Annotated in this window: 26 protein-coding genes; 11 read left to right on the plus strand and 15 right to left on the minus strand. The window is 41.6% G+C overall.

Annotation, left to right across the window (positions count from 1 at the left end; all coding sequences use genetic code 11):
* Nucleotides 1-36: 36 nt before the first annotated feature.
* Nucleotides 37-774 carry a transporter substrate-binding domain-containing protein gene (locus ACMVDV_RS15045; protein ID WP_416158656.1) on the plus strand — a complete coding sequence of 246 codons (738 nt, stop codon included), beginning with the start codon at nt 37-39 and terminating at the stop codon, nt 772-774.
* A gap of 34 nt (nt 775-808) precedes the next feature.
* Nucleotides 809-1,306, plus strand: a complete 498-nt coding sequence (locus ACMVDV_RS15050) for a DUF4124 domain-containing protein (protein WP_416158657.1) — start codon at nt 809-811, stop codon at nt 1,304-1,306.
* 202 nt (nt 1,307-1,508) lie between these two features.
* Here the strand turns inward: ACMVDV_RS15050 and ACMVDV_RS15055 are convergent, their stop codons facing one another.
* The 4 genes from ACMVDV_RS15055 to ACMVDV_RS15070 form a co-directional block, all read right to left on the minus strand.
* Nucleotides 1,509-1,730 (minus strand): hypothetical protein, encoded by a 222-nt coding sequence (locus ACMVDV_RS15055; RefSeq protein ID WP_416158658.1) that lies wholly within the window; start codon nt 1,728-1,730, stop codon nt 1,509-1,511.
* 124 nt (nt 1,731-1,854) lie between these two features.
* Complete coding sequence (acnA, locus tag ACMVDV_RS15060) at nt 1,855-4,602, minus strand: aconitate hydratase AcnA (protein ID WP_416158659.1); 2,748 nt, start codon at nt 4,600-4,602, stop codon at nt 1,855-1,857.
* A 207-nt stretch (nt 4,603-4,809) separates the two neighbouring features.
* Entirely contained in the window at nt 4,810-5,238 is a 429-nt protein-coding gene (locus tag ACMVDV_RS15065) for a hypothetical protein (RefSeq protein ID WP_304183949.1), read from the minus strand.
* 76 nt (nt 5,239-5,314) lie between these two features.
* Complete coding sequence (locus ACMVDV_RS15070) at nt 5,315-5,698, minus strand: RNA-binding S4 domain-containing protein (RefSeq protein WP_304183950.1); 384 nt, start codon at nt 5,696-5,698, stop codon at nt 5,315-5,317.
* 262 nt (nt 5,699-5,960) lie between these two features.
* Between ACMVDV_RS15070 and ACMVDV_RS15075 the strand changes: the two genes are divergently transcribed.
* The 3 genes from ACMVDV_RS15075 to ACMVDV_RS15085 all read left to right on the plus strand — a co-directional run bounded on the left by ACMVDV_RS15075 (nt 5,961) and on the right by ACMVDV_RS15085 (nt 7,851).
* Complete coding sequence (locus ACMVDV_RS15075) at nt 5,961-6,248, plus strand: hypothetical protein (RefSeq protein ID WP_416158660.1); 288 nt, start codon at nt 5,961-5,963, stop codon at nt 6,246-6,248.
* Nucleotides 6,249-6,303: 55 nt separating this feature from the next.
* Entirely contained in the window at nt 6,304-6,966 is a 663-nt protein-coding gene (locus tag ACMVDV_RS15080; protein WP_416158661.1) for a hypothetical protein, read from the plus strand.
* Between the two features lie 75 nt (nt 6,967-7,041).
* Nucleotides 7,042-7,851: an arylamine N-acetyltransferase family protein gene (locus tag ACMVDV_RS15085; protein ID WP_416158662.1), complete on the plus strand. Its 810-nt coding sequence runs from the start codon at nt 7,042-7,044 to the stop codon at nt 7,849-7,851.
* On the opposite strand, the gene ACMVDV_RS15090 is transcribed toward ACMVDV_RS15085, so the two are convergent.
* The 5 genes from ACMVDV_RS15090 to glnA all read right to left on the minus strand — a co-directional run bounded on the left by ACMVDV_RS15090 (nt 7,840) and on the right by glnA (nt 12,945).
* Entirely contained in the window at nt 7,840-8,298 is a 459-nt protein-coding gene (locus ACMVDV_RS15090; RefSeq protein WP_304183957.1) for a cyclic nucleotide-binding domain-containing protein, read from the minus strand. The two genes, ACMVDV_RS15085 and ACMVDV_RS15090, sit on opposite strands and share 12 nt — an antisense overlap.
* A 26-nt stretch (nt 8,299-8,324) precedes the next feature.
* Entirely contained in the window at nt 8,325-9,710 is a 1,386-nt protein-coding gene (gene ntrC, locus ACMVDV_RS15095; protein ID WP_304183958.1) for a nitrogen regulation protein NR(I), read from the minus strand.
* A gap of 18 nt (nt 9,711-9,728) precedes the next feature.
* A complete protein-coding gene (gene glnL / locus ACMVDV_RS15100) occupies nt 9,729-10,799 on the minus strand; it encodes a nitrogen regulation protein NR(II) (RefSeq protein WP_304183959.1) in 1,071 nt (356 codons plus the stop codon).
* A 91-nt stretch (nt 10,800-10,890) separates the two neighbouring features.
* Entirely contained in the window at nt 10,891-11,403 is a 513-nt protein-coding gene (locus ACMVDV_RS15105; protein WP_304183960.1) for a DUF4124 domain-containing protein, read from the minus strand.
* A 135-nt stretch (nt 11,404-11,538) separates the two neighbouring features.
* Complete coding sequence (gene glnA / locus ACMVDV_RS15110; RefSeq protein ID WP_145237945.1) at nt 11,539-12,945, minus strand: glutamate--ammonia ligase; 1,407 nt, start codon at nt 12,943-12,945, stop codon at nt 11,539-11,541.
* Nucleotides 12,946-13,465: 520 nt separating this feature from the next.
* On the opposite strand from glnA, the gene typA reads away from it, so the two are divergent.
* The gene (typA, locus tag ACMVDV_RS15115; protein WP_064667778.1) at nt 13,466-15,289 is read left to right on the plus strand and encodes a translational GTPase TypA; all 1,824 of its coding nucleotides are present in this window, start codon (nt 13,466-13,468) and stop codon (nt 15,287-15,289) included.
* A gap of 552 nt (nt 15,290-15,841) precedes the next feature.
* Here the strand turns inward: typA and ACMVDV_RS15120 are convergent.
* Nucleotides 15,842-16,573 carry a CBM9 family sugar-binding protein gene (locus ACMVDV_RS15120; protein ID WP_416158663.1) on the minus strand — a complete coding sequence of 244 codons (732 nt, stop codon included), beginning with the start codon at nt 16,571-16,573 and terminating at the stop codon, nt 15,842-15,844.
* A gap of 195 nt (nt 16,574-16,768) precedes the next feature.
* Between ACMVDV_RS15120 and ACMVDV_RS15125 the strand changes: the two genes are divergently transcribed.
* Nucleotides 16,769-17,044, plus strand: a complete 276-nt coding sequence (locus ACMVDV_RS15125; RefSeq protein ID WP_304178587.1) for a hypothetical protein — start codon at nt 16,769-16,771, stop codon at nt 17,042-17,044.
* On the opposite strand, the gene ACMVDV_RS15130 is transcribed toward ACMVDV_RS15125, so the two are convergent.
* Both ACMVDV_RS15130 and ACMVDV_RS15135 read right to left on the minus strand, forming a co-directional pair.
* Entirely contained in the window at nt 17,039-18,130 is a 1,092-nt protein-coding gene (locus ACMVDV_RS15130; protein WP_416158664.1) for an MBL fold metallo-hydrolase, read from the minus strand. The two genes, ACMVDV_RS15125 and ACMVDV_RS15130, sit on opposite strands and share 6 nt — an antisense overlap.
* Before the next feature lie 236 nt (nt 18,131-18,366).
* Nucleotides 18,367-19,023, minus strand: coding sequence for a DUF2959 domain-containing protein (locus ACMVDV_RS15135; RefSeq protein WP_416158665.1), 657 nt, complete (start codon nt 19,021-19,023; stop codon nt 18,367-18,369).
* An 88-nt stretch (nt 19,024-19,111) separates the two neighbouring features.
* Here ACMVDV_RS15135 and ACMVDV_RS15140 point away from each other — a divergent pair, with 88 nt between their 5' ends.
* From ACMVDV_RS15140 to dtd, 3 genes are read left to right on the plus strand one after another with little or no spacing between them, the layout of a single operon-like run.
* Complete coding sequence (locus ACMVDV_RS15140) at nt 19,112-20,008, plus strand: virulence factor BrkB family protein (RefSeq protein ID WP_064667782.1); 897 nt, start codon at nt 19,112-19,114, stop codon at nt 20,006-20,008.
* A 32-nt stretch (nt 20,009-20,040) separates the two neighbouring features.
* A complete protein-coding gene (gene pip / locus ACMVDV_RS15145) occupies nt 20,041-20,994 on the plus strand; it encodes a prolyl aminopeptidase (RefSeq protein WP_304178595.1) in 954 nt (317 codons plus the stop codon).
* A complete protein-coding gene (gene dtd / locus ACMVDV_RS15150) occupies nt 20,982-21,419 on the plus strand; it encodes a D-aminoacyl-tRNA deacylase (protein ID WP_064667784.1) in 438 nt (145 codons plus the stop codon). Before pip ends, dtd begins: the two co-directional genes overlap by 13 nt.
* Before the next feature lie 4 nt (nt 21,420-21,423).
* On the opposite strand, the gene ACMVDV_RS15155 is transcribed toward dtd, so the two are convergent.
* A complete protein-coding gene (locus tag ACMVDV_RS15155; RefSeq protein WP_064667785.1) occupies nt 21,424-22,113 on the minus strand; it encodes a spermidine synthase in 690 nt (229 codons plus the stop codon).
* Nucleotides 22,114-22,330: 217 nt separating this feature from the next.
* Between ACMVDV_RS15155 and ACMVDV_RS15160 the strand changes: the two genes are divergently transcribed.
* Nucleotides 22,331-23,224, plus strand: a complete 894-nt coding sequence (locus ACMVDV_RS15160; RefSeq protein WP_283709894.1) for a bifunctional GNAT family N-acetyltransferase/hotdog fold thioesterase — start codon at nt 22,331-22,333, stop codon at nt 23,222-23,224.
* Nucleotides 23,225-23,272: 48 nt separating this feature from the next.
* Here ACMVDV_RS15160 and ACMVDV_RS15165 read toward each other — a convergent pair whose 3' ends face one another.
* Together ACMVDV_RS15165 and ACMVDV_RS15170 are read right to left on the minus strand one after the other, a co-directional pair.
* Nucleotides 23,273-24,313: a phospholipase A gene (locus ACMVDV_RS15165; protein WP_416158666.1), complete on the minus strand. Its 1,041-nt coding sequence runs from the start codon at nt 24,311-24,313 to the stop codon at nt 23,273-23,275.
* Nucleotides 24,314-24,546: 233 nt separating this feature from the next.
* A complete protein-coding gene (locus ACMVDV_RS15170; protein ID WP_416158667.1) occupies nt 24,547-25,668 on the minus strand; it encodes a succinylglutamate desuccinylase/aspartoacylase family protein in 1,122 nt (373 codons plus the stop codon).
* Nucleotides 25,669-25,673: the final 5 nt, after the last annotated feature.

The raw sequence follows: 25,673 nt of genomic DNA on the forward strand, positions 1-25,673 counted from the left end.
ATAATCAGGCATTATAAATAAATGTGCAGCTATTTTATGAAACTGTGTTACGCAATTTTATTTTTGTTATGTTCCTGTAATCTGTTTGCCGAAAGTCTTCGGATTGCCTTACCAGATGAAGATTATCCTCCCTTTCACTTTGTCAGCTCAAAAAATAAAGGTATTTTACATGATGTTATTACATCATTTTCGCGGGCTACAGGGGTTAAAATAGACTACATTTTTGTGCCAGAAATGCGTTCGGCACACATGGTGCGACGCGGTGATGTTGATGCACGCATGGAATCTGAAGTTTGGCTTATCGGTAATGAGCCATATTATTGGAGTCACGAGATTGTGTGGGTCGAAGATGTGATGGTCGTAGCGCGAGGAGCCAAACTAATTGACTTGCAACAATTGAGTAGCTTAGAAGGTGGTGTTTTACTTGGGCACTTTGGTTATGTTTATCCAACATTTGAGTTGTTAGAGCAGAATAATGTACTGCATCGTGAAAATTTTTATTCTGACTTAGCAGTACTACAAAGCTTGTACAAAGATACTGCTGACAGTAAACGCTTTACTGTTATGTCGCGCTCTGTCGTAAATTGGTATATACAAAAGTACCCCGAACTTGCTGCTTTAACCATAAGTGATGTCAGTGTTGGTGTTGCGCCATTACAACTACAGTTTGCCTATAATCCGAAAGGTAAAAAGTACGTAAAAGAATTTAATGATTTTTTACAAAGGTTGAAAGATAATGGCGAGCTGGATAAAATCATAGCTCGCTATCAATGATAGTAATGGCGAGTTTTAACTCAAAGGATTGAATATGAAGTACTTCTCGTACCTAGCAATTATGGTATTGCTAATTAGTGTAGCTGGATTATGTTATTTACAGCGCCCAGATGGTCAAGCATGGTTAACGAGTGATGAAATAACTCGTCAATCCAGTGATACGCTTGCTCGCGCTGTTAAGGTTATCAGTGAAACCAGTCAAAAAGTTGTAGAATCAATGACTGCGGATAGTTCATCTGAGGCCATAGTAATTTACAAATGGCAAGACAAACAAGGGCAATGGCATTATTCAGATAGGCCTAACCCTGATGGTAAAAGTCAGCAAATGTTGCTCGACCCTAACGATATAACGGTTGTTGCAGCCGAAGATACCGCTATTCTCAAAGGCAGCGCTAAAACAACTAATATGGCGCTTACGGGTACGGCAAGTCGTGTTTATGATCCTATCGTGATAAAAAAACTGTTTGAAGATGCAGAGCAAGTAAAAAGCGCATTAGAGCAACGTACAAAAGCGCTAGAAGCGGCTCAGTAACCAATCTTAATTCAGGTTTATTAAAGATGTAATTGTGCGTGTTTATCTTATAGCAATCGACTTAAATATTTAACCGTGCTAAATAAAGCGCTAACAGCGTTAGTCATTTTTCAAGTAGAACAACTACATGGCAAAATTTCTGCGTTGTTATCACTGTATTTATCTGTCGCTATAAATGGCCAGTAACTTAACCCGATTGGTATTACTCAGCTTCCATTTTCATCAGCACAATGGTGAGACAAATTTTCGTCGGTAATGAAAATAAAATACCAACTGCAATTAAAGTCGCACCGATCATAATGCCATGAATACTATTTTGTTCAGCGAATAGATCCGAAACTAATAAGTAATGCCCCGCTAAAATCAGCGATATACCGAGAATTATAAATATTTTAAGCATGCTTATGATTTTTTGCTCAGTCATACAATGCAGCTGTTGGTTGGTAATTAGGCGTATTAAGTGTAGTTAATAATGAATAAGCTGATTTGTTTTACATCAAGAAATTAAGGGCTAAGCAAATTAAATCTGCAAAGCCCTGAACAGTCAATTAATTGCTGAGCATATTACGCAAGACGTATTGTAAAATGCCGCCATGCTTGTAGTAATCCCACTCTTTAGGGGTATCGATACGAACATCAGCCGTGAAACTTTGCTTTTTCCCCTCGCTATTTGTGGCAATTACGGTTACTTCAGTCGTTTTGTCATACAGGCCATCAATGTCAAATTGCTCTTGACCAGTTAAGCCAAGCGACTCATGACTTTCGCCGTCCTTAAATTGCAGCGGTAACACACCCATACCAATCAGGTTGGAGCGGTGAATACGTTCATAACTTTGTGCTATTACTGCTTTAACACCCAATAATAGCGAGCCTTTTGCGGCCCAGTCGCGTGATGAACCTGTGCCATACTCAGCCCCTGCGAGTACAACAAGAGGTGTACCTTGCTGTTGATACGCCATTGCTGCATCGTAAATACTGGCAAGCTCATCATCAGGTTGTGTGCGAGTTACACCGCCTTCCGTGCCAGGAGCTAATAAGTTTTTTAACCTGACGTTGGCAAAAGTACCACGCATCATCACTTCGTGATTACCACGGCGTGAGCCATAAGAGTTAAACTGGGCTTTTTCAACCCCATGTTCTTGCAGGTATAGGCCTGCGGGGGCATCGGCTTTTATTGCTCCGGCGGGGGAAATATGGTCGGTAGTCACAGAATCGCCAAGTTTTGCTAAACAGCGTGCGCCAGTAATTGTTGGGATCCCGGGTGGTTCTATTTTCATACCATCAAAAAATGGTGCTTTTTTGATGTAAGTTGATGTTTCATTCCAGTCATACAGTTTGCCATCAGGAATTTTAATTTGTTGCCAGCGAGCATCGCCTTTGTAAACATTGCCGTAACTTGAGGCAAACATTTCTTTAGTGACGTTTTTTTTCACTAGCTCATTCACTTCGCTCACTGTAGGCCAGATGTTTTTCAGGTAAATATCATTGCCGTCTGCATCTTGTGCCAGCGGTTCATTGTAAACATCTATATCGGTGCGCCCAGCAATTGCGTAAGCAACAACCAAAGGCGGTGAGGCTAAAAAGTTCATTTTCACGTCTTGGTGAATACGTCCTTCAAAGTTACGGTTGCCCGATAAAATAGAGCTTACAATCAGTTTATGTTTTTGAATCGCATCAGAGATTTCATCGGCAAGTGGGCCTGAGTTACCAATACAGGTAGTACAACCATAGCCAACTAAGTTAAAGCCAAGGGCATCTAAGTCAGCCATCAGGCCAGCTTTTTCTAAGTAATCGGTTACCACTTGTGAGCCTGGTGCGAGTGATGTTTTTACCCACGGTTTTACATTAATTCCTAACTGGCGAGCTTTTTGCGCTACTAAGCCTGCCGCTAAAATAACGCTTGGGTTGGAAGTATTAGTACAACTAGTGATGGCGGCAATCACACAAGCGCCATCTTTGAGCTCAAATTCTTGGCCTTTAAAGTTAACCTTTGCTGCGCCCACAAATTGCGCTTCGTTTACCGTATCGTTAGGATTCGTAACAGGGCCTTCGCTTTCAATACGCGCTTGTTGCTCGTCACTATTGTCAAGTTTTGCTAAGCGTTCATCTTGGAAGGTTGTTAAGTGTTTGCTGATCAGTTCACCTGCTTGATCTAATGCAATTCTATCTTGTGGGCGTTTAGGGCCTGCAAGGCTTGGCACAACATCACTGAGGTTTAATTCGAGTTTATCGGTGTAATTAGCTTCATCGCCATCGTTACGCCATAAACCTTGATGTTTAGCGTAGTCCTCAATCAGTTTTAACTGTTGTTCATCGCGATTGGTTAAGCGTAAGTAGCTAATGGTTTCATCATCAATCGGGAAAATGCCACAGGTAGCACCGTACTCAGGCGCCATATTAGCAATGGTGGCACGATCTGCTAATGGTAAGTCAGCCAGGCCGTCACCATAAAATTCCACAAACTTACCAACTACACCATGTTTACGCAGTATTTCAGTTACGGTTAGTACCAAATCTGTCGCTGTGGTGCCCTCAGGTAAACGGCCGCTGAGTTTCATACCCACCACTTGTGGGATCAGTAAGCTAATTGGCTGACCGAGCATTGCGGCTTCCGCTTCAATGCCGCCTACACCCCAACCAAGTACGCCTAAACCATTGATCATCGTAGTATGAGAATCAGTACCGACTAGCGTATCTGGGTAAGCAAATTTTTGCCCGTTGCGGTCTTCATTGAATACCACTCGGGCGAGGTATTCTAAATTCACTTGGTGAACAATCCCGGTGGCGGGCGGCACTACTTTTAAGTTATCGAATGCCGTTTGACCCCAACGTAAAAATTCATAACGTTCTTTATTGCGTTCATATTCTAGCTTGGCATTTAAATCAAATGAGCCATCATTACCATAGCCGTCTACTTGTACTGAGTGGTCAATTACCAACTCAGCAGGAGAGAGTGGATTTATTTTTGCCGGATCGCCACCGAGTTTTTCCATGGCATCACGCATCGCGGCTAAATCAACGATCGCGGGTACCCCGGTAAAATCTTGCATTACTACGCGCGCTGGCGTAAACGCTACTTCGGCAGTTGGTTTAGCTTGTGGATCCCAATCTAATAATGCATCGATATCTTGTGCTTTGATATTTACGCCATCTTCATTGCGTAGTAGGTTTTCGAGTAGAATTTTTAACGAGAACGGCAGTCGCTTGGCTTTGTCGCCTAATCCTTGCAGTGAATGAATATGAAACTGCTCGCCATTAATAGTGAGTTGTTTTTGGGTGTCAAAACTATTGTTCATTATGTGCCCCTAAGTTAGATGAATATCCTTAAGTAGTACTCAAGTGGTAAGTGTAACCCCTCTTTAAATAGTTAAAGTGCAAAGTACATACCAGCTTCTTTTTGCATGTTTTTTGCACAGTTAATGTAGTAGATATGATGCTGAAAATTTATATTTCAAGCGTTAGCAGTAAAACAACAGCAGCTAAATTTAGTCTGCTTTGCTGGTTTACTGTAGCCAACCTTGTTGTTTGCCTTTGTGGCTCAGCATTAGCAGGGTAATCGCAATAACAACAACTAATATTGGCATAAAGACAGCACTAGCACCGAGTAATGCAATACTGTTAATGATGATGAAATTATAAAATTGTTGAATAAAAATCGCGATTAACGACAGGGCAAAACAGGCTCGTGCAACTGCTTTTTTAAGTAACAAGAAAATACAGCCTACTGTGCCACCAAACACGGCTACAGCAAACGCTAAGGTAGACCATAAAGGGATGTTTGAATATGCAGCTTGTTGATCTGCAGGGAGTTTACTAATCATTTCAGGGGTCATAAGCAGTTGCATAATAAACGCAATTACCCCGAGTAAATTCCAAACTAAGGCGGCCCAAGCAACGCTTTTAAGCCAACTAGGAGCTGTTGAAGTCGTCATAAAACCCTTCTAATTTGCTATTGTTAAGAAAGTAATTAAAGACGACTCTAAAGTGTTTTACAAGTTGCGTAGGTGATTAACCAAATGAAATTGGACGACGGCCGGTTTTTTCATCTACTTTCGGCTTTTTGGTACGTTTACGTTTGTTTTTAGGTGCCGCTGGTGTTTCTTGCACAGGGTTTTTTACACTCTCAGATTGCGTATTTCCCACAGCACGCTGTGCCGGTGTTGCATCTTCACTTAAAGTTAACTTAAAGAGCTCGCCATCAAATTCAAGCACATCACCACTGTATAATTTTTTCCGTTTGATTGTACAAATTTCATGGTTAACGCCCACATAGCCCTCAGTAATGAGGTTTTTTGCTTGGCCGCCACCTTCAACTAAATCAAGAACTTTTAAAAGTTTACATAACTCAATCGGTTCTTCTTCTAATTCAATTTCAATGTATTCGTTGTTCATGTTTGATCTCATTAAGGTAGGGCACAGCCATAGTATAAAGGCTTAGCGTGACTTTTGCATCAAGCTGTCTAAAGTCTGCGAGGCATTAAATAAAATTAACCGGAAACTTTTTGGTATTTTTCACTGTCTTTAAAAAAACTGCAGTAATTACGATGTAAGCTGCGACTGTAAAATCTGGCCTGTTATTTGCCGTAGATGATGAAAATTAATAACCGCTAGATGCAGTAACTTAAGTGCTAAGGCACTGAAAATGGAGTAGAAGATGGGTGTAAGACTAGCAATGCGAAAAGAGTTAATGGGTTTAAATAACTCAGATATGTTAACAGCTGATGATGTCAGAGCGCACCTAACTCAACAGGTAAAACAACAACCGCACAGTATGCAAAAAGGCTTTTCGGTGATTTCAAAATTTAATGATAATCACAGTCAATTACTCAGTGGTGACAACAACCGAGAGCGTTTATTGGAGTTTCAACGCCATCGTTTATTTAAAGATGTGTTATACACCAGACAAAGTGTTGATGCTTGGTTAAATAGCCAAATAAATTAAGTTGCCTTAATACGGCACCTCCAATAGACTACATTTGTAATCATTTGGAGGTACTATGCGAAATGGAATTTTAATCTGCATGTTGTTATTACTAACAGCGTGTCAACAGCCAACAATATATGTGTACACTGAAAGCTTAACTAAATTCCAAACCGAGCAACTGAGTGTACGCTTACAGCAACAATCGTTACCGTATCAATTCACTCAATTACCAGTACCTAAAGAGTTTACTGCTGCGACACTGTTAACTTCCGAAGATAAGCTACTTACTGCTGAAACCGAGCAGCTTGCTGATATTATGCAAGCGATGGGCTATCAGCCGCAGATAAATTATGTGTCGCTGGCTAATCATCATTATAGCGATGGCAATATTGGTTTTTACTTACGTGGTGAGCACATAGAGCAAGGTTTTGACGTGCCGCAACAGCTGCGTACTACTGGTTGCGTTGAAGAGCGCTACAATAACCTTAAAGTCAGATTTTTTGATAACTTGGTTGAAGTTACTTTACTAAATGGTGCTCGCGCTCAGTTAGTTTGGCAGCGTTATGAAAATTATTTAGTCATCAATTATAGAGATACTTCGCAGTCATACACGCATTCAAGCCCTTTGGTTGCCACTCCTTTTGGGGAAAAGCCCTCAGACACATTTCGCTATAATGCACACATTGAAGGGCCACAATGGTTAAATTGCTCGCTGCAAGTTGTGTATATGGATTAAAAAACACTTTACCTAAACTTAGCTTGAGGTTTTAGGCTGTGCAGAAATCATCAACCTTAATAACCAGGATGCTTTATGCACGCTTATATCAAAGATTATTTAAACAGCCTAGATACCGATGTTGAACATGCTGTACGGGATTTAAATTTGGTTACCCGACTGCAAGCACTGCATTTAACTAAATACAGCTTTAGTAGTGTTAATGCATTGCAAGATCTTCCTTTGAGTACTGAACCAGAACAATTATTTAAACGTTTGATTACTGATAAACAAGGTGGTTATTGCTTTGAGCATAACAAAATATTTTACTTAGCTTTGCAGGCATTGGGCTTTAATGTACAAATAGTGATAGCGAGAGTGATGCTCAATGGTCAGCTTGAAAATCCACGTTCACATCGGTTAACGCTATTAACCCTCGATGGCAAACAATACTTAGTGGATGTAGGTTTTGGGGTGAGTACACCAATATTACCTTTAGCGATCGATCAAAGTGGCATCGTTGCCGAAGGCATGAATAAATACCGTATAACTCGTTGCGACAATATCATTATGGTTCATCAGCAACAACCCGAAGAAAAATATTTATACCGCGTTGAGCTCGCTGAATTTTTTGAAAGTGATTGCGATATAGCGCACTTTTATAGCCATCAACACCCAAGTGCTGTATTTGTAAATAACTTAGTCGTATCACGAATTGCTGATGGTGAACGGTTTCTTATTCGTAATCAGAGTTTTTTTTATTGGCATCAAGCAAAGTCACTGCATACAGAGCAAGTAATCGAAAGTAGTGAGCATTTATATCAGTTAATTCGAGAGGTTTTTTTACTGAATGTATCACTGCAATCTGCGCAGTGGCTATTTACTAAAATACGCTCAGCCTCGTGAATCAAGGTAGTGACTAAGCTTGGCGATGCGCTCGCTCATGCCTTCAATAATACGGTCTTTGATTTTTTCGCGGATCACATTGGGTAGCCGAGTAAGCGCTTCATGGGTGATCGCCAAGACAATGGTATCGCTTTTTGCGCGGGCACTGGTGCTACGTTCGCGGTTATTGATAAAGGCACCTTCGCCAATAAACTCACCGGGCTCTATTGTGCCCAGTTCCATTAAATGGCTGTGTTTAAACACCACAATAGCGCCACTGAGCACAATATACAGTTGTTTGTCATTATCGAATTGTTTAAACACAAAGCGATCTTGACTCACTAAATATAAATGGCTGAATGATTCGAGTAAAATTTGCCGCTCGTTGAGGGTAAACTCTCTAAAAAAATTCAGCCTATTGAGTATTTCCAGCTGCTTTATTAATGGTATATGCTCGATTAACTTCAACTTGTTTTCCTTTCAAACAGGGAAATTTAGTTGATATTGCGCTCTTTTAATTTACGGGTCAATGTATTGCGACCCCAACCAATTTTAACGGCGGCTTCTTGCTTATGACCAGCACAGTTTGCCAACGCCGTTTTGATTAAGCGAGTTTCTAACTGCGCTTGAATATTCGGCCAAATATTTTCTTTACCTTGTTTTAGCTCTTGATTAAGCCACTGCTGGAATGAATCAAGCCAATCACCTTCTTGTTGGGCTGCGTCGATCTCTAAAATTTCAGGCGGTAAATCTTGTTCACTGACTAATTCACCCGGGGCCATTACAGTAAGCCAGCGGCAGGTGTTTTCAAGTTGGCGAACATTGCCTGGCCAGTTGAATAGGCGCAGTAAATCAGTGGCTTTAGCGCTGAGCACTTTACTTTCAACTTGTAAGTCTTTGGCGCTTTTATGCAAAAAGTGTTGTGCTAAGCGTTCAATATCTTCGGTGCGTTCACGCAGAGCAGGTAAGCGAAGTCTTACCACGTTTAAGCGGTGAAATAAGTCATCCCTAAACTTGCCTTGTTTGACCAAGTCTTCAAGGTTTTGGTGAGTTGCGGCAATGATCCGCACATCCACCTTAATACTTTGATGACCACCAACGCGGTAAAATTCGCCATCAGCTAATACCCGTAATAGCCGAGTTTGTACATCCAGTGGCATATCACCAATTTCATCGAGAAATAGCGTCCCGCCATTGGCTTGTTCAAAGCGGCCTTTACGCACACTATCAGCCCCAGTAAAGGCGCCTTTCTCATGGCCAAACAGCTCAGACTCCACCAATTCTTTAGGAATTGCAGCCATATTCAAGGCAATAAACTGGTTTTCTTTACGCGGGCTGTGGTTGTGTAATGCACTGGCAACTAACTCTTTACCGGTACCAGATTCACCATTAATCAATACACTCATGCTTGAGGCCGACAGCTTGCCGATTGCCCGAAACACTTCTTGCATAGCTGGCGCTTCGCCAATGATATGGGCGCTTTTTGGCGGGGCTGGTTTACGTTTAGTCTTTTTAGTGGAATTAGCGCGACACGCGCTTTCTACTAAGGCAACCGCTTCATTTAAATCAAACGGTTTGGCCAGGTATTCAAATGCGCCTTTTTGAAAGGCATTAACTGCAGAATCTAAGTCAGAATGCGCAGTCATAATGATCACTGGAAGTCCTGGATTTTGCTCTGCAATAAGCTCCAGCAATGCCATGCCATCCATACCCGGCATTCTTACATCTGAGACCAGCACGGTGGGCTGGCTAAACTTTAATGCACTGAGCACGTCTTGGGCATTAGCAAAACTTTCAACGTTGAAACCTGCGCGTGCCAGCGCTTTTTCAAGTACAAAGCGGATCGATGCATCATCATCAACAAGCCAAACTGTTTTCATGCGAACTCCAAAAACCGATTAATCCACAAAAGGCAGATATATATTAAATTCTGTATGACCTGGCCAGCTATCACATTCGATATAGCCATTGTGTTGATCGATCAAGGTTTGTGCAATCGAGAGTCCGAGTCCTGAACCACCATCTTTATTGGTGATCATCGGGTAAAACAAGGTCTCTTTGATGCTAGGATCGATACCAGGTCCGTCATCTGATATTTGGATCAGCAAAGCTTTCTTAGGGGCTTTACCCGGGCGACGTTGTTGATGATTAATGCGTGTTTTAATTTTTATCACGCCACCACCGATCAACGCTTGTTGTGCATTACGAACAATATTAAGTACCACTTGCTGAATTTTACCTTGGTCAATAAATACATCCGGAATACTTGGATCATAATCTTTTTCCAAACTAATGTTGGCGCAATTATCTAAGGTACTTAACTTAATTACAGACTCTAAGGTTTGATGAATATTACCGTATGATTTCTGCGGTAATTGATTCGGCCCTAATAATCTGTCTACCAGCTCTCGTAAGCGGTCTGCTTGCTCAATGATCAGTTCTGCACATTCATCCCGTTCTTGCTGATCAACCTCATACTGCAATAATTGCGCCGCTCCGCGAATTCCACCTAAAGGATTTTTAATTTCATGGGCAAGTCCGCGAATTAAGTTGCGGGCAGCTTGGTATTGATGCATTTGATTCGAGGCTTGATCATGGCGAATTTCATCGTCGGTTTGGCGACATTCAAATAAGATATAATACTCGTTTTGCAGTTTTACGCGGCGCGAGCTGATCGCTAATTTGGCATGGCGAGAATCAACGAAAACCACGTCAGCTCTATGCTGGTGGCAATCTACACCATCCATCAGTGAGTATTGTGCAATGCGTTTTAAGTCAATCGAATGATAGTTAAATAGACTGTCAAATGGCTGATTTAGAATACGCTTAGGGCCTAATCCTAATAGCTCACTGGCACTATTATTAGCGTAAATAAGCGTAAATTGTTGATCAAGTAAGAGCACTGCAGTTGAGAGATTTTGCCAAATGCTAGTGAGTAGTTCCGGGCTAAAATTTTTATTATTGGGCATGGTTGCACCACTTTAGTGCGTTGATGATAATTAGCAGCTTAGCACATAATTATTAAGCAAATTATTGTCTTTGTATCGAAAGAAGATCTTTTTACAAAGATGATGCTCTATGCATAAAAAATGTACTTATTGGGCTAACAGAGACTACAGAGCCTTGCGGATCAAATAGTTTAACTTGTAAGGTGTGTTCCCCACGATTGACATCGCGCAGGGCAAACGTGCTGGTATTGCTGGGCTCTGCAAATGCAGCACCATCAACCAGTAGCTGAATTTTAAAACCATTCTCAAAGCGAGGTGTAATACGACTAGTAACATACACTGAACCGGTATTCTCACGCACAGTGCCTTGATCGGCAGGGGAAGAAATAACCACTTTATAGCTTTTCGCAGCGACAGGCTGCTGTTCATCTAAAATACTAGTATCAACGCTTGGCATAGATAAAGTTTGGCTCGTGAGCTTTACTTCAGTGGCACCCACTTTAGGGGTATCAGAAAATACTAAAACACCATTCTTATCTTTCCAAGAATAAATTTTCTTATCACCACTGTAGCCATAAAAGCTGATTGAGATCAGCATCACTAGTAATAAAAGCCTTGTTTTCACCTTGCCACCTTGCATTTTTTGCACTAACTAAACTTTAGTGGAGAATGGGGAAATTAGCCATAAAAAAAGCCCGCATAACGGGCCTTGAGAACACACATAGATTATCTATAACTAGATAATTCTAACTACAGCGTATTAACAGCTGTAGTACATTTCGAACTCAACAGGGTGAGTCGTCATGTTAAGCTTTTCAACTTCTTTCGACTTAAGCGCAATGTAAGCATCAATTAGGTCGTTAGTGAATACGCCACCTTGATTTAAGAACTCACGATCAGCATCTAAAGAAGCAAGTGCTTCTTGTAGTGAAGTTGCAACTGTTGGGATTTCTGCTGCTTCTTCTGCTGGTAAGTCGTATAAATCTTTATCCATTGCATCGCCAGGGTGGATCTTGTTCTTGATACCGTCAAGGCCAGCCATAAGCATTGCAGAGAATGCAAGGTATGGGTTAGCAGTTGGATCTGGGAAGCGTACTTCGATACGACGACCTTTTTCAGATGGAACCACTGGGATACGGATTGATGCAGAACGGTTACGTGCAGAGTACGCAAGCATTACTGGCGCTTCAAATCCTGGTACTAAACGTTTGTACGAGTTAGTAGACGCATTGGCAAATGCATTGATTGCTTTAGCATGCTTGATAATACCACCGATGTAGTAAAGCGCTTCTTCAGAAAGACCGCCGTACTTGTCGCCTGCGAATAAGTTAACACCGTCTTTAGCTAAAGACTGGTGACAGTGCATACCAGAACCGTTGTCACCAACGATTGGCTTAGGCATGAAGGTCGCTGTTTTGCCATATAAATGAGCCATGTTATGGATAACATATTTCATTTCTTGGATTTCATCCGCTTTTAATACCATAGTGTTAAAGCGAGTTGCGATTTCGTTTTGACCCGCTGTAGCCACTTCGTGGTGATGCGCTTCAACAACTTGACCTAGTTCTTCAAGCACTAAACATGTCGCTGAACGCCAATCTTGGAAATCATCAACTGGAGCAACAGGGAAATAACCACCTTTTACGCCAGGACGGTGACCCGTGTTGCCGCCTTCGTAGCTTTTATCTGAGTTCCAAGCTGCTTGCTTAGAATCAATTTTGTACATTGAACCTGACATATCAGTTTTGTATTTGATGTCATCAAATACAAAGAACTCTGGCTCAGGACCAAATAAAACGGTGTCAGCAATACCAGTAGAACGCATGTACTCTTCAGCGCGCTTAGCAACTGAACGCGGGTCGCGCTCATAACCTTGTAATGTGCCAGGTTCAACCACATCACAACGTAAAATTAAAGTAGCTTCTTCTGTGAAAGGGTCTAATTTAGCTGATTCAGCAACAGGTAGTAATACCATGTCTGATTCGTTAATGCCTTTCCAACCAGCAATTGAAGAACCGTCAAACATTTTGCCGTCTTCAAAGAAATCTTCATCTACTTGGTGATGAGGAATAGAAACATGTTGTTCTTTACCTTTGGTATCAGTAAAGCGTAAATCAACGAACTTAACGTCATTTTCTTTAATAAAATCTAAAACCGATTGTGACATGTGTCCTCCAACTGTTGGGTTTTATTTTTGCTGCATAATTGCTTTTGCTTTCTAGTAAGCGGCTTCCATGCCATATTTGTAATATATTGTTTTTAATGGTTAAAAAATACAGATGTTCGCGAGCTTTTGGTGTTTTTGCACCAATTTGGATCGTGATTTGATCATTTTGGTGCATTCATTAAATGAACGCTATTTGCGATTAATTTGTATATATAATAAACACCGTTATTTAGTTAACTTACTCAGCAAATACTGCCAAATTATGACAATAATAGCTAGGAATGAGCGAAATAGTGGCAAATTGAAAAATTAAATTAATGAAAATGTCATATATAAAACAGATACTTATTAGAAGTATGAAGAAAGTTGTGAAATATATATTGGATAAACTTTCATCCATGTCATTAATAAGGGATAATATGCGCCCTTTTAAATCCTATGCTGGGACATCTCGTGAAAACGCAGATGAGTGCGTAGATCTTGCAGGATCATTGAGAATTTAATTTCTCTGAGTAAAAATATGAGCATCGAAAAGTTAAGAAATATAGCGATTATCGCGCACGTTGACCACGGTAAAACAACACTGGTTGACAAACTACTTGAGCAATCAGGTACATTAGAAACACGCGGCGGTAACGAAGAGCGCGTGATGGACTCAAACGACATTGAGAAAGAGCGTGGTATTACCATTTTAGCGAAAAACACCGCTATTTCATGGAATGACTACCATATCAATATCGTAGATACCCCAGGACACGCCGACTTTGGCGGTGAAGTTGAACGCGTACTTTCGATGGCTGACTCAGTATTACTACTTGTTGATGCTCAAGAAGGTCCAATGCCACAAACGCGTTTCGTTACGCAAAAAGCATTCGCGCAAGGCCTAAAGCCAATCGTTGTTATCAATAAAATTGATAAGCCAGGTGCACGCCCTGATTGGGTTATGGATCAAATCTTTGATTTATTCGACAACCTAGGCGCAACTGACGAACAGTTAGACTTTAAAGTGATCTATGCATCAGCAATCAACGGCTGGGCAACATTAGATTTAGACGAGCCATCAGACAACATGGAACCTATGTTCAAGATGATCGTTGACGAAGTATCACCACCGGATGCAGATCCTGAAGGTGACTTCCAAATGCAGATTTCGCAACTTGATTACAACTCATATGTTGGTGTGATCGGTGTTGGTCGTATCAAGCGTGGTTCTGTAGCACCTAACCAACAAGTTACTATCATCAGTGCTGATGGCACTAAACGTAACGGTAAAATCGGTTCTGTACAAAGCTATCTAGGTCTTGAGCGTATCGAAACTGAACGTGGTTATGCTGGTAACATCGTAACGGTAACCGGTATCGGCGAACTTAAGATTTCAGACACTGTTTGTTGTCCTACTAACGTTGAAGCATTACCACCACTAAGTGTTGATGAGCCGACAGTAACCATGACGTTCTCTGTAAATAACTCTCCTTTTTGTGGTAAAGAAGGTAAGTTTGTAACATCACGTAATATCCGTGAGCGTTTAGACAAAGAATTAGTACATAACGTAGCACTTCGTGTTGAAGACACTGCAAACCCAGATAGCTTCCGTGTTTCTGGCCGTGGTGAATTACACTTAGGTATCTTAATCGAGAACATGCGTCGTGAAGGTTACGAGCTAGCGGTTTCTCGTCCTGAGGTAATCTTACGTACTGTTGATGGCGTGCTTGAAGAACCGTATGAAACGGTAACGATTGACTGTCAAGAAGAGCACCAAGGTTCGATCATGGAGCAAATCGGTCTTCGTAAAGGTGAGCTTACTGATATGGCACCAGATGGTAAAGGTCGTATGCGTATGGACTTTATGATCCCAAGCCGTGGCTTAATCGGTTTCCAAACTGATTTTATGACGCTTACATCAGGTTCTGGCCTTATGTACCATACTTTCGATCACTACGGTCCGCACAAAGGTGGCGAGCTAGGTGTTCGTAAGAACGGCGTAATGATTGCAAACGCAACGGGTAAAGCACTTACTAACGCATTATTTAACTTACAAGAGCGCGGCCGTTTATTCATCGGTCACGGTGTTGAAGTATATGAAGGTATGGTTATCGGTATTCATAGCCGTGATAACGACCTTACAGTTAATGCGCTTAAAGGTAAGCAACTTACTAACGTTCGTGCATCTGGTACAGATGAAGCACAAACATTGACACCAGCACTTAACTATTCACTTGAGCAAGCGCTTGAGTTTATTGCTGATGATGAGCTAGTAGAAGTAACGCCATTAAACATTCGTATTCGTAAACGTCATTTAACTGAAAATGAACGTAAACGTGCGGGTCGTGCGCCTAAGTCATAATCTATTAATTTAGAACGATGATTTTAAAAGCCGCTGTATTTAAGAGATACAGCGGCTTTTTTGTGGTTATTAGTTAGCGAGTTAGCGAGAGTAAAGTTTGTGAGGGGAAGAGCTGTAAGCGGTCAGCTGTCAGATTAGAACAGTGTAGTTGGGTAGCTTGGTGTTAGTAATAGCTGTTAGGTGAAAGGCGCTAGGATCTAGGTTAGAAGCGTTCTTACCAGCGAGGCGGTGGAGATAAACAGTAAAGTTTAATCAAATCCACCAATCGTTACTGCTGATATTATATTTATTATGAAAAGGTTCATTAGGTAAGGCGCTAGACTTTGAAAAATCTTGCCATAGAATCTATCTCTGAAATAATTTTTTCCTCTAAAGCGCAGCGTCTCTTATCCTCTTTGTGAATAATTCACTTAAAAAATGTTTGCACAAAGAGAAGATAATGAGCAGTAAATGAGGTTAGGGCAACAAAGTCATCGGGATTTGCTGCCCTAGCGCCTAGCAACCTAGTACCTATTTTATTGTAAGCGCAGCGTCTCTTGAGTTCTGCGTGGATCAGTTATTTTTTGGTAACAAGGTGATTTTGCCAAATACGCTGGCGTCGATATAGCCTAGGTTGCGGCTGCCATTTACTGGTTGTATTTCGTGTGAGCCCATAAAGTGTTCGCGTACTTCACTGCCGTCGTTATCGCAGTAGGCGAGCATAAAGCCGATCACTTGTTTTGCCGTTAACTTAAGCGGGGTGTTTTGCGCGCCTTCTTGGTAATCATTCGGATAAAGCTTAATCGCCACTTCCCAAGTGATGTTGTAGGGCGCGGTGCTGTTGCGTTGCCAGCGACTGATTAAGTGATCTGTGTATAAATGGGGCTTTTTATCAGGTCCGAAATCAGCCGCTTGGTTATCAAGGCCGATGTGATAGGCAAATGCAGTATGATTAAATTGATGGTTACCGCCTGAGGCATCGCTGTCGATAAACACTTCTAAGGCATCATCGTCCCAGTATTTATCGGTAGGATCTGGGTGGCTATCAATTAGCACATCATCAACAATATCGGCTTGTAAGTACAGGTAGTTTTCATCCCAAAGTAACTTGTAGCGGCCTTTGAAGTCCTTATCTGAGTCAGGTAAGGTGCCATCCATAAGGTAAGGCATAGGCTGCCATGTTGCTTGGTTCCATGCACTTTCAGAGACACCATCAATGGTGATAGGTGCTGCTGTATGTGCTACGTCGATCGCCATGGCGGCGTTGCTCATTAATAGGCTTAAAGTCAGCGCGACTGTTTTCATGTCATTCTCAAATTTTTTATTTTGTTTATAGCCTAATAGTGACTGAAACAAAAATTGAAAACAACAGCGGTAATAAGTGAGGTGCTAAATAGAGACACTAACAAGCCGTAAGTGCATACAGTTTTTTACATTATTTTATTTAGCTACAAGGTAAAGTTATCGTGTTGCAATAATTTATATATTAAAGGAATAATTTTGGCTAAAGTATTGTTGTTGGTTATAACAGTGTTTTTATCTGGTTGTACTTCGTCGCAAGTAATGAGCTCGGGGTGTGACTTTGTTGTTGGCAGTGCGCAAAGTCAGCAACGCCAAGTGCAGAACCACTCGCTCGATAGTTCAGATACACATCAAACAGCGAATATAATTAATGGTTTGTTTAGTATGTTACTTGGGCCAATAAATCGCTCTCTCGGTGATGATGAATGTAAGGCGGAAGAGCAATCGTATCAGTACCCAAGTGTCGCTTTATAGTGCGACACTTTCTCCTTCATTGAAAATATACAGCGGGATTTGCGAGTCCATTTCATCGTACATATGCAATAAGCGTAGTAATGGGGAATGGCTGCTGTGATCGCCCATCTGCCAACTTGAGTTGCCATAGCCCCAAGGTATCATAACTTTGCAATTTAGCTCTTGTGCGGCTGTTAAGGCATCCTCAGGAGTAGTATGTACATAACGATACCATTTACCATTATCTTCGCTGTAATAAGAGGCAATTGGCATTAAACAAATATCAATCTCACCATATTTCTGTTGGATGTCTTTAAAGTGCTGTGAGTAACCGGTGTCGCCTGCAAAAAAGAGTGTTTTGCCATTTTGTTCAAGCAGCCAGCCATTCCATGAAGCTTTATCGTTATCTTCGTAAATAAAAGGGACGAGAATACGGCTGCTAAAGTGATGCGCAGGCACGGCGTGAATAGTTAAATTACCAATGTTAGTACTTGCATACCAAGCCATTTCGCTAATGTTAAAGCCACCGGTTGGAAAGTTATCTGCCATACCAAGTGGTGTTAAGTAGCGAGGTTGATTACCGATGCTTTCGATGTCTGCTTTATTGAAATGATCGTAGTGAAGGTGAGAATACATAACAGCATCTAAGTTTTTTAGTTCGCTGTCAGTGAGCCAGTCGCCGGGTTTTCGATAAAATCCTGAGGCAAGACGAAAAGCTAAATCAACAGGGGAGTCAAACTGTTCCTTTACTGGATCAAATACCACTTGTTGGCCGTTGGGGGTTTTGATCATAAAACCTGCGTGGCCAAGCCAGCGCACAGTGAAGCCAGTATTGAGTTGTGGTGTTAGCTGCTCGCCTTGATATTGGCAGTTTTCAGTCTCTGCTTCACATACTAAGCTCGCGTTTTTTGGGTAGCAATCATGCTCACAACTAACAGGGTAAGTTTTTTCACCAGGGTAGAGGTTGTGGTAGCGGCCAGCTCGTTCACCATCTTGGTGCAGTGGCACAACTGTATTAGCGCCGGCAATTCTTTGCACGTGATTGGCAGTGCTACACGCGGCTAATAAACTTGATGCGATAATTAAACTAACGACATGTCTTTTCATTGTTGAATGTTTTTATAATTTTCATTAGGTAAAAGTGTACCAACAATAGCCGATTAAAAAACACTTAAAAAGTAACAAGATATAACAATAAAAAAGCCTGCGAAATCGCAGGCTTAATGTATTCTTTTCTCGCCAACTCGCCAACTCGCCAACTCGCCAACTCGCCAACTCGCCAACTCGCCAACTCGCCAACTCGCCAACTCGCCAACTCGCCAACTCGCCAACTCGCAGCAGATTTATCCTGCTTTATTCATCTGCTCTATAAATTTATTTGAATCAGCAATCGACTGGTTCATGTCATCCATTAACACTTTTATGTCGCGTTTAAGATTAGTGAACTCACCTTGAATGGCAGAAACCGCTTGCGCATTAAGGTTATGTTTTAAATACAAAACATTGTCATGCAGTGATGACAGTACCGGTTCCATTTTACTTTCAGCATTACGCATTGAGCGCAACAGTTTATCAAAGTCACGTTTGGTTGCGGTGAGCTTTTTATTACTTTCACGTTTAAGTGAAGCGTTAGAATATTGTTCTAATTCCTCGCTCCATTCTTCAAACAATGCTTGCGCTACATCTTCAACTTTGTTGATGTTATTTGTAACGTCATTAGCAGCCGCAAGGCTAGATTTGTAGTCATCATTGAGTTGGTCATAGGCTGCTTGTACATCTCCACCATCAAAGTTAATCAATGTTGTTAAACGTTCAAGTGCAGATTGGAATTCCTCTTGAGACTCTTCTTGAGACTCTTTGGTTGCTTCGACGCGGTCCACCAAAATGTCGCGTTTATGCACCCCAACCGATTCCATGGCCGAGTAATATGCCGATTGGCAACCAGTTAAGGTGAGCGTTAAAGCGATAATTGGTGCGCCTAACAAAGTAAATTTTTTCATTGAGATCCCTTTTTAAATCCGTTATTGCTGTAAATTATGTGGCGGATTGCTATGATAATCAAAACTATTTTAGCAGAAAGTTAAATTTATGAATGAAAAGGTCGCACATTATAAACAGCAGTTGCGGGGGCTTATACGTCAGCAGCCCACTTGGTGGATGCAGTATATTAATCGCTGTATTGATGATCAAATAACTGTAAATGCTGGTTATTTAGCCTATGTGACGCTACTTTCGTTAGTGCCTCTCATTGCTGTGGGTGTGGCTATTTTCTCGGCTTTTCCGGGCTTTGAAGACACCCGAATTGCGATTGAAAACTTTTTGTTTGCTAATTTTATTCCCACCTCATCAGATGTAATCAAAGAGCATATTACCTCTTTTGCAGGAAATGCGAATCAAATGACTGCCGTGGGTATCGGCTTTTTAGCCGCTATTGCGCTGCTGCTGATCCGAAATGTTGATGCAACTTTAAACCGTATTTGGCGAATTAAAGCTAAGCGGCCAATGATGATTTCTTTTGCCGTCTATTGGATGGTGCTAAGTTTAGGGCCATTGTTATTGGGGGCGAGTATCGGGGTTACTTCGTATATTGTCTCGTTAGTCTCTTTTGCCGATCAGGGGATCCCTGGTTTTAGTGGCTTTTTGTTAAAGCTATTGCCGTATTTAATTTCCATGGCGGGCTTTATTATGCTCTATACTTTAGTGCCTAATACTCGCGTGCCTTTTCGAGCTGCAATCCCTGGGGCTTTATTTGCAGCCTTACTATTTGAGTTAACTAAAAAAGGTTTTGCACTGTATATCAGTCATTTTCCATCGTATGAAGTGATTTACGGCGCGGTGGCAACGATCCCAATTTTGTTTGTATGGGTTTATTTATCTTGGGTGGTTGTGTTGTTAGGAGCTGAATTCACTGTATGTATTAGCCCTAAAAATATCGCAGATACACCTGATGTTATCTTGGATGAAGAGGGCGATGCTACTCATTAATTAGCCGCATCGCTGATAGGAGAATCAGCATTATGCAGTTATATCCGAATATTACTCCCTACCATGACTTTCATTTAAGTGTTGGGGATGGCCATCAAATTCATGTGCAGGAATACGGTGAGCCCGAGGGCTTGCCGGTGGTGATTTGCCATGGCGGCCCTGGCGTGGGTTTGCATGCGGATAATTGCCGTTTTTTTGATCCTACCCGTTACCGTATTATTTTGTATAGCCAACGCGGCTGCGGCCAATCTACTCCCCATTTAATCGGCGCGAATACCACTACAGAGCTAGTAGCTGATCTTGATTACTTACGTACTTATTTAGGGCTAGAAAAATGGCTGCTTAGCGGTGGCTCATGGGGAGCAACCTTATGTTTACTGTATGCAATTGCACATACTCAACATGTACAAGGATTAATTTTACGGGGCACCTTTTTAGCTACTTCAGCAGATTTAGATTGGTTATATAGCAGCACTGGTGGTGCAGCACACTTTTACCCTGAGTTGTATGCGCGTTTTTCTCAAAATCTACCTGATGTGGCGAGTATTCTTGAGTTTTATCAGCAGCAATTAAATGATGATAATCAAATAAATGCCAACCACTTTGCCAAATTATGGTGCCAGTGGGAAAATGTATTGAGTCATGGTAAACAGCAGCATCAATGGGGATTGAGTTCACCACAGCTAGGGCTCAATATGGCGCGTTTGATGGTCCATTACTTTGCTGCGCAGTGTTTTATTGCGGATAACTTTATTAGTGAAAACTATAAAAAAATTAGTAAAATTCCCACTTGGTTTATTCATGGCCGCCATGATTTAGTATGCCGATTCAATGCGGTGCAGCATTTAGCCGAGCAACTCAATGCACAGTTGCTTATATTAGATGGCGTTGGGCATGGTGTTGATAATAATGTATATTTAGCGGCAGTACGGCGCGCAGCCGATCTTATGTGTATTAAATTATCGAGGAATAAATGCAAGGACTAGTTCAGCGGGTTAAACACGCAAAAGTTACAGTAGATGGTCAAGTTATTGGGCAAATTGAGCAGGGAATACTGTTATTGCTTGGGGTTGAAAAGCTCGATGATAATAGCGCCGCTGATAAACTACTGCACAAGGTGACGAACTACCGTATTTTTAGCGATGAAAACGACAAAATGAATTTAAGTCTCAAAGATATTCAGGGGGAATTATTGGTGGTATCGCAATTTACTCTGGCGGCAGATACTAAAAAAGGCATGCGCCCGAGTTTTTCATCAGCGGCAACACCGGTTCAAGCAAATGAGCTTTATGAGTATTTTGTAAGCCAAGCTAAAGTGGCGGGGTTACGTGTTGCGACAGGACAATTTGCTGCGGATATGCAAGTAAGTTTATGTAATGATGGGCCAGTAACATTTAACTTAACCGTATAACGAATTATTTTCTGATCACCACAATATTATTTGCATAACCTGGGATTTTTTCAATGCTGGGTATTTTACCAAACGTGGTGATCAGCAAATGCTCTAGCTGCTTTAGTTGTGATTCATGCTGGGACAAAAAATTAATAAACAGGTAACCATGTTTAGCTAAAGCGCTGCGCAGTTTTTCGTAAAAGCGGTGTTTGTATAAAAATAACGGTGCATCTAATTGGCTAAATAGATCAAGAATGATCCAATCGTATTGTGGGCCATGCTCTAATACCGCTTCAGCATCAAAACAGCGCAAGTTGGATGCGTGATCCCCGCCAAAAAAACGCTTATAACAATGAATGATATTGGGGTTTTTCTCTACAGATAATAGCTGACTATCAGGGTAGGTGTGTTGTAAATAATTGCGGATAGCGCCACCACCTAAGCCCAGTTCAAGTACCGCGTTTGGTGCTGGGAGCGGCTGCCATAATTGCGCTAAATATTGTAAATGTGGAAACAGCAAATGGCTTGGGCTGCTTTTCTCGACCACGGATTGCAGGGTTTCGTTGATCAGTAGCCAGCGTAATTGTTTATGCTGGCGCACCTGAATGCAATCGGCGCCATATTTGTGCCAATAGAGTAATTGCCCGATGCGATGGCAATCTTCGATAAAACTGTGTTTTACTGCACCGCTGTCTTCAAAAAAATGTTCCATAGTTACATCAGCATAGACGAGTCAACCTAAAGCGCCAATATGTCTATCAAGTTTTACAGGTAAAGCAGATATTTTGCATTGCTCACCAAAGTCGTATTCCAAGTTTTTATCAGATGGAGTATGGTAGTTTGCAAATAATAACTGACCGCATTTTTAGTTAGATAAACGCATCTTGAATTAGCAAGCGTTTGCGGCCTTGGTAGCAACAGGAGTGATTATGTTTCAGGTGACAACACCACAAAGTAGTGAAGATTGGCAAGCTTACTATCAATTACGTTGGCAAGTACTACGCGCGCCTTGGAATGAGCCGCGTGGTTCTGAGCAGGATGATTTAGAGCAAGATGCCGAACACCGCTTTATTAAAAATAAAGAGGGAGCCGTGTTAGGTGTTGCACGACTGCATTTCAATAATCAACAACAAGCGCAAGTACGTTATATGGCGGTGGCTGAGGGCAATCGTAATCAACATATTGGTAGCCGTTTACTCCATGAGCTTGAAAAAATAGCTTGGACTCAAGATGCCGATGAGTTGGTGTTATTTGCCCGTGAACGCGCGCTTGAGTTTTATAAGCGCCATGGTTACGAGCTCAAAGAAAAAGCCCACTTAGCCTATGACGATGTTCAACATTGGAAAATGGTGAAACAAAAACCATCTGCACCAGGTTGGTTCCGCCACCCTAACTGGACGCAAGTACTGCAAAATACTTGGCGTGAATCTATTCCGATCAGCGATGCGATGGGCATTAAAGTTGAAAGCTACACCGATTGGCAATTTACCACCAGCGCAGATCTCAATGCGAACTTAAATCTGCATAACACTATGTTTGCCGGTTCTATTTATAGTTTAGCAACGCTCACTGGCTGGGGCGCAACTTATTTAGCGCTTAAAGAAGCCGGCCTTGAAGGTAATATTGTGTTAGCCGATGCTAATATTAAATATTTAAAACCACTCAATAACGACCCGCGTGGCAGTGTGGATTTAAGTGGCTGTAAAGGCAAATTGGCGGAGCTGGAAACGGATGGCAAGGCAAGCTATGTAGTGCCCGTTGAGATTTACGATGGTGAGTCACTGGTTGCTGAGTTTGAAGGCACATTTAAAATTATTAAGTAGCTAAAATTAAGAGCAAAAAAAGGCCAAGCAAGTGCTTGGCCTTAACTTTTATAGTAAGTCAGTTAACAATATACCCACACCAATACGTTCTATATCAGCGTTATAATCAATTAAGCTTTCACCGTAACCGTTAAAGTATTGGGCGTAACCACGCACCCGTCCCCATAAAGGGAATGACCAATCAAGCTGAATTGCGCCACGATTGTCTGAATTTAAGTTGTTACGGGTCATAAAGCTAAATTCATTATCATTAAGTCGATATGCGCCGCTAAATTCAAAGTAACCCATGTATTTGTAAATATCAGGGTTATCATCACCTCTTGGATCTAATGGCGTTTCCTTCTCGCTTTCTGAAATACGGTACCAAGGTTTAAAACTAAACACAAAGCCATCGTTTTCCCACAAAAAGTTTGCATAAATACGGTTCCATGAGCGCGAATCTGGCTGACTATTACCGTTAGATTGATGCGAAATACCAAGCACCACTGCCATTTCGTCGCCCCATGGCACGTGCTCTTTATCTAAATAATTAACCCAAAAAATTTCTGGCTCATAGTTGGTCTCACGAAATGGTGAGGAGCTTTCTTTGTTATAAAGTTGCCAATATGACTGTAATGTAAAGGCAAAAAATATAGCTTGGTCTTCATCAGAAAAATCATCGAAAATAGGCACCTTAATTGAAAGCTGGTATTTTGCTTCTACGTTATCGAGTGGTTCATCTTGTTTTTCACCGGTTAGTTCGTCATATGCTTCAAACGAGCTATTGTTTGGGTGGGAAACATAAGAAACAGGTAAAATGTAGTTACGTTTGTGCGGCGTAATAACATTGCGATTTTTTTCACTGACCTGTTCACGGGCTTTGCGTTTATCCAGCGCGGTAATCTGTTTGCTTTCATCTAGAGAGCTACATTTTTCACGCAATTGCGCTAGTGTCATTTCGGCTTTGCCGCCAATAGCTTCATTTAAAATACATTGCTTTACTAGCTCTAGATCATTGTCTTGTTCATTTGTTTTTTCAGCTTGTTCTGATTGTGCAAATGCGGTGCATGATAGTAGTGTCGTCAGTAGGATCCCGTAGCGCCAAGTCATTATTCTTCCTTTGAGAAAACCGTATATAGAGGTAAAAGTATATCGTGTTTTATAGCTTAGTAACGGTGAACTTTTACTTAATTAACTTAAGTTACGTTAATTATTTACTATTTATAGCTTTTTTTGCTCATAAAGATAAAGAAAAAGCGGCCGAAGCCGCTTGTTCAATGCACTTTTTCCAGTTAGATAATCGTGCTCTCACGCAATGAGAAGGGCTGAGCTTTATATAAAAGTTAAAGCTCAAATACGTTAGTAAAAAATTTATATAGCTCGGTGCCTTGATTTACACTGGCTGAGGCAAAGTGCAAAATCGCAATGGCGTCACAATCAAGTGCGAGGGTTTGTAGAGGCTGCTCGCTGAGGTAGCGTTCCATGCGCAATACTTTAGCAATTGGCTCGCCCGCTTTGATATGGCCACCAAGTGGTGCGATATATTCAACCATGCCGCCCATAGGCGCATAGTAAGCAAGGTAATTATTTAACTTACAGCCGTAGCGTGTCATTGCCGTTGGTTGATACGGCGCATCGACAAATACTTGCTTGTGATTTAGGTAACTTAAAATACTGTTGGCGTCATCAAGGGCGGCGGTTAAATCTATTTTTTCTTGGCTGCCAAGCTCGACCGTAAACGCTTCAACTTGCACGTTAAACTCACGGCCTTGTTGAGCTAATGCCTCGGTTAGTTGCCACCATGGGCAAAAGCTGGCTTCATCCATTGCGCCATCAAAGTCATTCGGAATGAACAAAACATGGGGAATGTTGAAATAGCTGGCGCTGGCCTTGGCGTAATCTGGACAATATAAATGCTGGCTTGAAATAGGGCCGGTGTGTAAATCCAGCACTATATCAGCTTGATGTGCCAGTTTTTGTAAATTAAGGGCAATACGCTTACCGGTTGTTAAGCGATAAGCTGGGCCGTTGAGTTGTTGTTCAACTTCATCGATCAAAGCGGCTTTAAAAGCGCTTGTTAAGGTTTGCTCATCGACATCACGGTATTGCTCGGCAAATTGGCTCGCGAGCTTACTATTGCAGTGATACATACGGTTCCAGTTAGTGCCGGTAATTGGATCAAAGCGGCCAAGGGTAAATTCTCCCGATTTTTGATTACAGCCAATCGGATTGGCATAAGGTACTAAGGTGATATCGCCTTTAAGCTTTAGTTGCTTTAATTGTTCGAGCAGTTGATAGATCACTGCGTTACCTTGTACTTCTGCGCCATGCATATTGGCTTGCACATAAACATTTGGCCCTGTGCCATCGCCTTTTAAGCGATAGACAGGAATGGTTAATGGCAGGCCGTTGGCGACTTCGCCAACCACAATGTTTTCTTGGCTGATAGCTGTTGTAATACTCATCTCAA

It is taken from the genome of Pseudoalteromonas sp. ASV78, assembly GCF_047806705.1.
In the GTDB taxonomy this organism is placed as follows: Bacteria; Pseudomonadota; Gammaproteobacteria; order Enterobacterales; family Alteromonadaceae; genus Pseudoalteromonas; species Pseudoalteromonas prydzensis_A.